This window comes from Vibrio sp. TMPB1044 (genome assembly GCF_030442075.1).
In the GTDB taxonomy this organism is placed as follows: Bacteria; Pseudomonadota; Gammaproteobacteria; order Enterobacterales; family Vibrionaceae; genus Vibrio; species Vibrio satsumensis.
Genome location: NZ_JAUJED010000042.1, coordinates 1 through 9,752 on the forward strand (window position 1 = coordinate 1; position 9,752 = coordinate 9,752).

Annotated in this window: 6 protein-coding genes and 1 tRNA gene; 1 reads left to right on the plus strand and 6 read right to left on the minus strand. The window is 44.9% G+C overall.

Annotated elements, in window-relative coordinates; all coding sequences use genetic code 11:
• Window positions 1-2: 2 nt before the first annotated feature.
• From QQ041_RS20655 to pncC, 6 genes are all read right to left on the minus strand, one after another.
• Window positions 3-95, minus strand: a tRNA-Ser gene (locus QQ041_RS20655).
• A gap of 474 nt (window positions 96-569) precedes the next feature.
• Window positions 570-767 carry a carbon storage regulator CsrA gene (csrA, locus tag QQ041_RS20660; protein WP_004415691.1) on the minus strand — a complete coding sequence of 66 codons (198 nt, stop codon included), beginning with the start codon at window positions 765-767 and terminating at the stop codon, window positions 570-572.
• A 92-nt stretch (window positions 768-859) separates the two neighbouring features.
• The gene (locus QQ041_RS20665) at window positions 860-2,041 is read right to left on the minus strand and encodes an aspartate kinase (RefSeq protein ID WP_083702796.1); all 1,182 of its coding nucleotides are present in this window, start codon (window positions 2,039-2,041) and stop codon (window positions 860-862) included.
• Between the two features lie 220 nt (window positions 2,042-2,261).
• Entirely contained in the window at window positions 2,262-4,844 is a 2,583-nt protein-coding gene (gene alaS, locus QQ041_RS20670) for an alanine--tRNA ligase (RefSeq protein ID WP_285954956.1), read from the minus strand.
• Window positions 4,845-5,176: 332 nt separating this feature from the next.
• On the minus strand, window positions 5,177-6,217 hold the full coding sequence (recA, locus tag QQ041_RS20675; protein ID WP_017056586.1) for a recombinase RecA: 1,041 nt from the start codon (window positions 6,215-6,217) through the stop codon (window positions 5,177-5,179).
• A gap of 139 nt (window positions 6,218-6,356) precedes the next feature.
• Window positions 6,357-6,851: a nicotinamide-nucleotide amidase gene (pncC, locus tag QQ041_RS20680; RefSeq protein WP_061018846.1), complete on the minus strand. Its 495-nt coding sequence runs from the start codon at window positions 6,849-6,851 to the stop codon at window positions 6,357-6,359.
• 124 nt (window positions 6,852-6,975) lie between these two features.
• On the opposite strand from pncC, the gene mutS reads away from it, so the two are divergent.
• The gene (mutS, locus tag QQ041_RS20685; protein WP_146490609.1) at window positions 6,976-9,537 is read left to right on the plus strand and encodes a DNA mismatch repair protein MutS; all 2,562 of its coding nucleotides are present in this window, start codon (window positions 6,976-6,978) and stop codon (window positions 9,535-9,537) included.
• The last annotated feature ends 215 nt before the right edge of the window (window positions 9,538-9,752 follow it).

Here is a 9,752-nt window from a genome sequence, read left to right on the forward strand (position 1 = left end):
AATGGCGGTGAGGGAGGGATTCGAACCCTCGATGCAGCTACAAACCACATACTCCCTTAGCAGGGGAGCGCCTTCGGCCTCTCGGCCACCTCACCGTCTTGCGGAGGCACATATTACGTTTTACCGAAAATATGTCAAACACTTTATTGAAAAAAATTGGACAAAAACACTCAACCGTTTGCTATTTAATCAAAGCGCTTGCAAATTGAACTTATAACATTCAAATCGCGCTTTTTTCCTTAAAAATTAAGGTGAAAGATTGGCAATAATAAACAGCCGAAAACAATTATCTAATTTCTCCAGCAGCAAGTGCTACCGCTGATGGCACAATACTACGGGATGCGTATTTGCGCCATAGGGGAAGCTAATAAATCTTGAATTTTGCCAAACAAAATACAGAGCAACAGTTCTGTTCAACCTTGTCTGTATCTCACAACATCACAAAGCATTCACTTCACCACTTTGAGACCGATCCGCTATCCAACCTATCTATGTCCCAATGAGCGTTTCTATTCCCCAAGATCAAAAAAGGCTAGCAACAATGCTAGCCTCTTCTCTACGCAAAAGTATTAGTAATTGCCAGATGCAACGTTACCATTACCTTTTTCAGCTTGAATGCGCATGTAGATCTCTTCACGGTGAACAGATACTTCTTTAGGTGCGTTAACACCGATACGTACTTGGTTACCTTTAACGCCTAGTACAGTAACTGTTACTTCATCACCAATCATCAGTGTTTCGCCAACGCGGCGAGTCAAAATTAGCATTCTTTGCTCCTTGAGTAATCTCTAAATTTATCTAGCTACGAGAGCATTATCCAACAAAAGTTATATTTTCGTAAACTATCGATTGAGTTTATTTAACCAAAATGCACTTCTTTTTTAGGATAACCCTGTGTTTCACGCGCTACGATGTATGCATTGTGTAATATGTTAGCAGCCATATCGACTTGCGTTGGTGATATCACCAAAGTTAAAGACTGCTGCTGCAATAAGTGATGTTGTACATCAATTTCGCCTTCAGACAACAATCCATGTGAACTGACCACAATTTCTTGTGTTCGGCTTCCTACCACAGTTAACAAACTAACCTGTTCACTATTACGGATTTTCTCAGCAAAAACTAGTTTTAATTTGGCACTTATGTCTTGTTTAATAATGAGTGCTGCCCGTTCTGTTTCCTCGATCACACTACAGACTTCGATCCCCAACAGTTGGCAATGTGAAATGAAAGACGGTAAATCTTCATTCAAACACTCGATACGCACCATATCTCTTTGGATGGCGATACCAGCAATATCATTCAAACACTGATTACCCGCGATCAATGTGCCCTCGCCTTGTTCAAAGCTTGAAAGCACTCGCAATGGCACGTTATGCTGCCATGCATACTGAACACATGGAAGATGTAAAACCTTAGCGCCTCGGCGGGCCATCTCTTCCATAGAAGGGAAGTCTAAAGTATCTAATTTCTGAGATTGCTTCACAACTCTAGGGTCACAAGAATAAACACCATCAACATCAGTATAGATCTGGCATTCTTTCGCCTGCAAGGCACCCGCAAGCGCTACCGCTGTAGTATCTGAACCACCGCGACCTAATGTTGTGATATCGCCTTTCGCATTGAACCCTTGAAAGCCTGCAACAATGACAATCTGGTTGTCATCTAGCAGAGCTTGAATAGGAGCAGTATCAATACGCTCAATCGCTGCATTATTATGATTAGAATCAGTGTGTATCTTGGCTTGATAGCCAGTCATTGATGTCGCTTCATAACCTAACTTGTGTAACGTCATTGCTAACAAGGCCATGGAAACTTGCTCGCCAGCCGTTAACAACACATCCAGTTCTCTAGCGTTTGGTACGCTATCAATTTGTGTGGCTAAGTTAACTAACCGATTTGTTTCACCAGACATAGCAGAAACGACAACCACGATCTGGTTCCCTTCATTTTTCGCTTCAATGATTTTTTCTGCTACATGATGGATTCGTTCAATTGAACCCACCGACGTTCCACCAAATTTCTGCACGATAAGAGGCATTTTCACCCGTCCTCACCTTCCCAAGACCAATGTCTATATATGACAAAAAAACACATACTCCGCGTCAGGGCGAAGCAATAAAAAATTAACCAAGGAGTCTAACGCCACCATTAGACTTCTTGGTTAATCTCAATCAAACCTTGTTTAAACACGCTTCCAATAGGCAAAATAAAAGATGCCCAATCAACTGATTGGGCATCTTTGTATCAATTACTTAAGCTTAAAGACGCTCTTCTAGCCAAGTACGCACAGATTTAAGCGCTTCTGGCAGTGCTTCAACGTCTGTACCGCCCGCTTGAGCCATATCTGGACGACCACCGCCTTTACCGCCAACTTGCTCAGCAACCATCTTAACGAGGTCACCCGCTTTTACTTTGCCGATTAGGTCTTTGGTTACACCAGCAATCAAGCCAACTTTACCGTCTGCTACGTTTGCGATCAGGATGATGCCGCTACCTACTTGGTTTTTAGCGTTATCAACCATAGTACGTAGGTTCTTGTTGTCTGCGCCTTCAATTGCAGCAACCAAAACTTTAGTACCAGAGATCTCTTCTACTTTGCCCATGATGTTTGCGCTTTCTGCAGCAGCCATCTTTTCTTTAAGCAGTTGGATTTCTTTCTCTAGCGATTTCGCTTTCTTAGCGGATTCAGTAAGTTTCTCTTCGTAAGCGTTAACCTGAGCTTCTACTGCATCTAGAGCAGCTTCACCCGTTACCGCTTCAATACGACGAATACCCGCAGCAATACCACCTTCAGAAGTGATCTTGAACAGGCCGATATCACCCGTGTTGCTTGCGTGGATACCACCACAAAGCTCAGTAGAGAAATCGCCCATAGATAGAACGCGAACTTCATCATCGTACTTTTCGCCAAACAGTGCCATTGCACCTTTTTCTTTCGCTGACTCGATATCCATGATGTTGGTTTCAATCACGTGGTTCTTACGAACTTGTGCGTTAACCAAGCGCTCTACTTCTTTAATCTGTACCGGTGTTACCGCTTCAAGGTTAGAGAAGTCAAAACGTAGATTGTCTGGCTTAACTAAAGAACCTTTCTGAGCAACGTGCTCACCTAAAACTTCGCGCAGTGCAGAGTGAAGCAAGTGAGTTGCAGAGTGGTTTAGTGAGATAGCAGCACGACGCTCAGCGTCAACCGTTGCTTCTACTTTATCGCCCTTAGCAAATACACCTTCAACTAGCTCACCGTGGTGCGCAAATGCGTTACCTAGCTTCTGAGTATCTTGTACTTTGAAAAGACCCGAAGCTGTTTTTAGTGTACCAGCATCACCACATTGACCGCCTGACTCAGCGTAGAATGGTGTCTCTTCAAGAATAATGATTGCTTTGTCGCCAGCCGATAGTGAAGAGACTTCTTCACCATCAACAAATAGCGCAGAGATTTCACCAGCACCTTCAGTAGCTTTGTAACCACAGAACTCGGTGTTAGTGTCTACTTTGATCGTTGCGTTGTAATCAGTGCCGAATTGACCAGCTTCACGAGCACGCTTACGCTGTGCTTCCATCGCCTTCTCAAAGCCTTCTTCATCGATAGTAAAGTCGCGTTCACGTGCTACATCGTTAGTAAGGTCAGCTGGGAAACCGTATGTGTCGTAAAGTTTGAAAACTGTTTCGCCGTCAAGCTCTTTGCCTTCAAGTGCGTCTAGTGCGTCATTAAGAATAACCATGCCGCGCTCTAGAGTACGACCGAAGTTCTCTTCTTCAATGCGAAGTACTTTTTCAACAAGCTCTTGCTGTTTCTTAAGTTCATCTGCCGCAGAGCCCATCACTTCAGCCAATACACCCACAAGTTTGTGGAAGAACACGCCTTGTGCGCCAAGCTTGTTACCGTGACGAACTGCACGACGAATAATACGACGTAGAACGTAGCCACGACCTTCGTTTGAAGGCATAACGCCGTCAGCGATTAGGAATGAACAAGAACGGATATGGTCAGCAATAACGCGTAGCGATTGGTTAGATAGGTCGTCATGACCCACAACTTCCGCTGTCGCTTTGATTAGCTTTTGGAATACATCAATTTCGTAGTTAGAGTGAACGCCCTGCATGATTGCAGAAATACGCTCAATACCCATACCTGTATCTACAGCAGGCTTAGGTAGCGGTTCCATTGTGCCGTCAGCGTGACGGTTGAACTGCATGAATACGTTGTTCCAGATCTCGATGAAGCGGTCACCATCTTCTTCAGGTGTACCAGGACGGCCGCCCCAGATGTGCTCACCGTGATCGTAGAAGATTTCAGTACATGGACCACAAGGACCTGTGTCACCCATCGTCCAGAAATTATCAGACTCGAACTGTTTGCCGCCTTCTTTGTCGCCAATGCGAACGATACGATCAGCAGGTACACCTACTTTCTTGTTCCAGATATCGAATGCTTCATCATCTGTCTCGTATACCGTTACCAACAGACGGTCTTTTGGCAGTTGAAGAGTTTCAGTCAGGAATTCCCAAGCAAAACCAATCGCTTCTTCTTTGAAGTAGTCACCAAAGCTGAAGTTGCCTAGCATTTCGAAGAACGTGTGGTGACGAGCCGTGAAACCTACGTTTTCAAGGTCATTGTGTTTACCACCCGCACGTACACAACGCTGAGCCGTAGTTGCTCGAGTGTAGGCACGTTTTTCGGCGCCTAAGAAGCAATCTTTGAATTGGTTCATACCTGCGTTAGTGAATAGCAGGGTTGGATCGTTATGTGGAACTAACGATGAACTGTCTACGATTTGGTGTTCTTTGCTCTCAAAGAACTTAAGGAACGCGTTGCGAACCTCATCAGTGCTCATGTACATGCAGCTCTTCCTGAAAATAGTCGAGTTAGAATTTTGCCGTATTGTAGATCATGGTTAAGGCTTCGACTAGTTTTCTTGTAGAAAAGACACCCTTGGGCAGGATTTTAGTGGGAATTCGATAAAATGAAGAATATTCCACTATATCTAGCCGCGGAAAAGCAGAACTAAATTGACGACCTAGTAACTAAGAAACTCACTCAACGAAAGAGAGTTGACCAAAGACATGCTCTACGGAGCTGAACCAATAAAAAAGCCCCGCATAAAATATGCGAGGCTTTAAATTCTTTCAAAGCAGATGCTTCTTTCAAACATCTACTCTGTAAAACGTCAGCTTATAGCTCTTCGTTTTCTTCTTCTTTCTCTACGTCTTTCTCTTCAAGAACAGCAGGAGTCAGTAGCAATTCACGAAGCTTAGTATCGATCTCTAGAGCAACCTCTGGGTTTTCACGCAGGTATTTACCAGCGTTAGCTTTACCTTGGCCGATCTTGTCGCCCTTGTAGCTGTACCAAGCGCCCGCTTTTTCTACCAGCTTGTTCTTAACGCCTAAATCGATAAGCTCACCTTCACGGTTGAAGCCTTTGCCATATAGGATTTGAGTTTCAGCTTGTTTAAACGGTGCAGCAATCTTGTTCTTAACAACCTTGATACGGGTTTCGTTACCAACAACCTCATCACCATCTTTGATCGCACCAGTACGGCGGATATCAAGACGAACAGATGCGTAGAACTTAAGCGCGTTACCACCCGTTGTTGTTTCTGGGTTACCGAACATCACACCAATTTTCATACGGATTTGGTTGATGAAGATAGCCATACAGTTAGACTGCTTTAGGTTACCCGTCAGCTTACGCATCGCTTGAGAAAGCATACGAGCCTGAAGACCCATGTGGCTGTCGCCCATTTCGCCTTCGATTTCTGCTTTTGGTGTTAGTGCTGCAACTGAGTCAATAACAAGAACGTCGATTGCACCTGAACGAGCCAGTGCATCACAGATTTCAAGCGCTTGCTCACCAGTATCTGGTTGAGAAACAAGAAGTGCATCGATATCAACACCAAGCTTTTGAGCATAGATAGGGTCTAGTGCGTGTTCCGCATCAACGAATGCACACGTTTTGCCCACTTTCTGTGCTGCAGCAATAAGCTCAAGCGTTAGCGTTGTTTTACCTGATGATTCTGGACCGTAAACTTCTACGATACGTCCCATCGGTAGGCCACCAGCACCTAGTGCGATATCTAGAGATAGAGAACCTGTAGAAATAGTTTCTACGTCCATTGTGCGGTTATCACCAAGACGCATGATAGAACCTTTACCAAATTGCTTTTCAATCTGACCAAGGGCTGCGGCTAACGCTTTTTGTTTATTCTCGTCCATTTCTATCTCCACATAATCGGTTGTCTCAACAAGCGATCTAGAATCTATTTCTAACCCACATAGGGGTGACTAATTGGCTTTCATTATACTGTTGATTCATACAGTGTCTATACCTGTATGAAAATAATTTGTGCAAATGTTACTTACCTTCCATTGATAGGTAATCATAAATAACTTGCAGGGCATGGTGCGTGGCTTGTTGGCGTACTTGTGATCTGTCGCCTGTAAATACATGCGTTTCTACTTTATCCCAGCCATTTAGCGCTTTCCACGCGAAGCATACCGTACCAACAGGCTTATCTTCGGTCGCGCCACCTGGGCCAGCAATGCCACTGATTGATACAGAGATCGTCCCATTTGAATGTTGCAATGCCCCGCTCGCCATTTCTATTACGACAGGCTCACTCACAGCGCCGAACTCAATTAAGGTTTTAAGCTGTACACCTATCATCTCTTGCTTAGCTTCATTGCTGTACGTAACAAAAGCGCGATCAAACCACCCAGAGCTGCCCGCAATATCGGTGACTGCACTCGCAACACCTCCGCCAGTACAAGATTCAGCCGTCACTAACACTTGTTTGTGTTTAGCGAGTAAATGTCCAAGCTGTTCACTAAGGTCTTGAGTCATCTGCATCATCAACTTCCCTTTATTTACTGTCATATCATTTGGATTCGCATCTTTTCGCATCAGCCGCTTTTCGCACGAAACGCTTTCACGTATCCTAAGCCGCAATAGAAATAAACGAAAGAAGTTAACTGTGAAAGCCGATCAAAAACATACTCCCATGATGCAGCAGTACCTAAAACTGAAAGCAGAAAACCCAGAAATTCTGCTGTTCTACCGCATGGGCGATTTCTACGAGCTTTTCTATGATGATGCTAAAAAAGCTTCTCAACTCCTCGATATTTCACTGACTAAACGTGGTTCATCAAATGGTGAGCCTATTCCTATGGCGGGTGTTCCTTACCATGCCGTTGAAGGGTACCTTGCAAAGTTAGTACAACTTGGTGAATCCGTAGCAATTTGTGAACAGATTGGTAATCCAGCACTTTCAAAAGGCCCTGTTGAGCGTGCTGTTGTACGTATCGTTACACCCGGTACCGTGACCGATGAAGCATTACTTTCTGAGCGCGTTGATAACCTAATTGCAGCCATTTACCACCACAACGGTAAATTTGGTTACGCGACACTTGATATTACCTCCGGTCGATTCCAACTTTGCGAACCAGAAACGGAAGAAGCAATGGCAGCAGAACTGCAGAGAACCTCACCACGTGAGCTACTGTTCCCTGAAGATTTCGAGCCAGTAAATCTAATGGCAAGCCGTAATGGCAATCGCCGTCGCCCTGTATGGGAATTTGAATTAGACACTGCTAAGCAGCAATTAAATAAGCAATTTGGTACTCGCGATCTGGTAGGCTTTGGCGTAGAAAGCGCAAAACTGGGTCTATGTGCGGCTGGTTGTTTGATCCAATACGTAAAAGATACTCAACGTACAGCCCTTCCACATATCCGTTCACTGACGATGGATAAACAAGATCACTCTGTGATCCTCGATGCAGCGACTCGCCGCAATCTAGAGATCACGCAAAATCTTGGTGGTGGTACTGATAACACCCTTGCCGAAGTACTTGATCACACCGCAACAGCAATGGGTAGCCGTATGCTTAAGCGTTGGTTACATCAACCAATGCGCAATATCTCTGCGCTCGATCAGCGCCTAGATGCGATTGGTGAGATGAAAGATTTGGCTCTATTCACAGAGCTACAGCCAACCTTAAAGCAGATTGGTGATATCGAGCGTATTCTTGCTCGTCTTGCACTTCGTTCTGCTCGCCCTCGCGATATGGCACGACTTCGCCAAGCAATGGAATACTTGCCAGAGCTTGCTGAAACGCTAACGCAACTTAAGCACCCGTACCTAACTCAACTTGCTCAATATGCTTCTCCTGTGGACGAAGTTTCTGAACTACTCGAGCGAGCGATCAAAGAGAACCCACCGGTGGTTATCCGTGACGGTGGTGTGATCGCAGAAGGCTATAATACCGAGCTAGATGAATGGCGTGACCTTGCAGCAGGTGCAACTGAGTTTCTGGATAAGCTTGAGCAAGAAGAGCGTGAACGTCATGGTATCGACACTCTAAAAGTTGGTTACAACAACGTACACGGTTTCTTCATTCAAGTGAGCCGCGGACAAAGCCACCTAGTACCGCCACATTATGTTCGCCGTCAAACGCTGAAAAACGCTGAGCGTTACATCATTCCCGAGCTAAAAGAGCACGAAGACAAAGTGCTTAACTCTAAGTCGAAAGCACTCGCTATCGAGAAACAGCTGTGGGAAGAGTTGTTTGACTTACTACTGCCGTATCTAGAGCGCCTACAAAACATCGCCTCTTCAGTATCTCAGCTTGATGTTCTACAAAACTTGGCTGAGCGTGCAGATACGCTGGATTACTGTCGTCCAACCATGACAGAAGCTGCAGGTGTGCAGATCCAAGCAGGTCGTCACCCTGTTGTTGAACAAGTGATGGACGAACCCTTTATTGCTAACCCTATCGACCTTAATGATCAACGTAAGATGCTGATCATCACAGGTCCAAATATGGGTGGTAAATCGACCTATATGCGCCAAACGGCACTCATCGCATTGATGGCTCATATCGGTTGTTATGTTCCTGCAGAAAGCGCGACCATCGGCTCTATCGACCGTATCTTTACGCGTATTGGCGCATCGGATGATCTGGCTTCTGGCCGTTCAACCTTCATGGTTGAGATGACAGAAACTGCCAATATCCTGCATAACGCAACACCAAACAGCCTTGTGCTAATGGATGAAATCGGTCGTGGTACCAGTACTTACGATGGTTTGTCATTAGCTTGGGCAAGTGCAGAATGGTTAGCTAATCAAATCAACGCGATGACACTGTTTGCAACGCATTACTTTGAGCTAACCGAGTTACCAAACCAACTTCCAACGCTAGCAAACGTACACCTAGATGCGGTTGAGCATGGTGACAGCATTGCCTTTATGCACGCAGTTCAAGAAGGTGCAGCAAGTAAATCTTACGGCCTAGCGGTTGCAGGATTGGCTGGTGTACCAAAAGCGGTGATCAAGAACGCTCGCGCGAAGCTAACACAGCTCGAAGCATTGAGTCTTGAGTCTCCGACATCGAAGCCAAGCGGCGTTGATATTGCAAACCAACTAAGTCTGATCCCTGAACCAAGCGAAGTAGAACAAGCACTTGCGAATGTTGATCCTGATGATCTAACTCCTCGCCAAGCATTAGAAGAACTTTACCGCTTGAAGAAGCTGCTTTAGTTTCTTACCAAGTAGTTTGTTCTTGCCGTACTGCTATTTTGTTTAGACGGTATGAAATACCAAAGCCACAAACAAAAAAACGCTGACTTAAAGTCAGCGTTTTTATTTTTCTTCTATTTAGAGAAGCATCATCCGTTCAATTAGTCGTTTTCTACGTTGAACAGGTTTTCCATATTCAGACCTTGCTTGATAAGAATCTCACGCAGACGGCGAAG

What these genes read in the sequence shown, in the direction of transcription:
- pncC (WP_061018846.1), bottom strand. Translation starts at nt 6,851, where the DNA reads ATGCAGATGACTCAAGACCTTAGTGAACAGCTTGGACATTTACTCGCT.
- QQ041_RS20665 (WP_083702796.1), bottom strand. Translation starts at nt 2,041, where the DNA reads ATGCCTCTTATCGTGCAGAAATTTGGTGGAACGTCGGTGGGTTCAATT.
- alaS (WP_285954956.1), bottom strand. Translation starts at nt 4,844, where the DNA reads ATGTACATGAGCACTGATGAGGTTCGCAACGCGTTCCTTAAGTTCTTT.
- csrA (WP_004415691.1), bottom strand. Translation starts at nt 767, where the DNA reads ATGCTAATTTTGACTCGCCGCGTTGGCGAAACACTGATGATTGGTGAT.
- recA (WP_017056586.1), bottom strand. Translation starts at nt 6,217, where the DNA reads ATGGACGAGAATAAACAAAAAGCGTTAGCCGCAGCCCTTGGTCAGATT.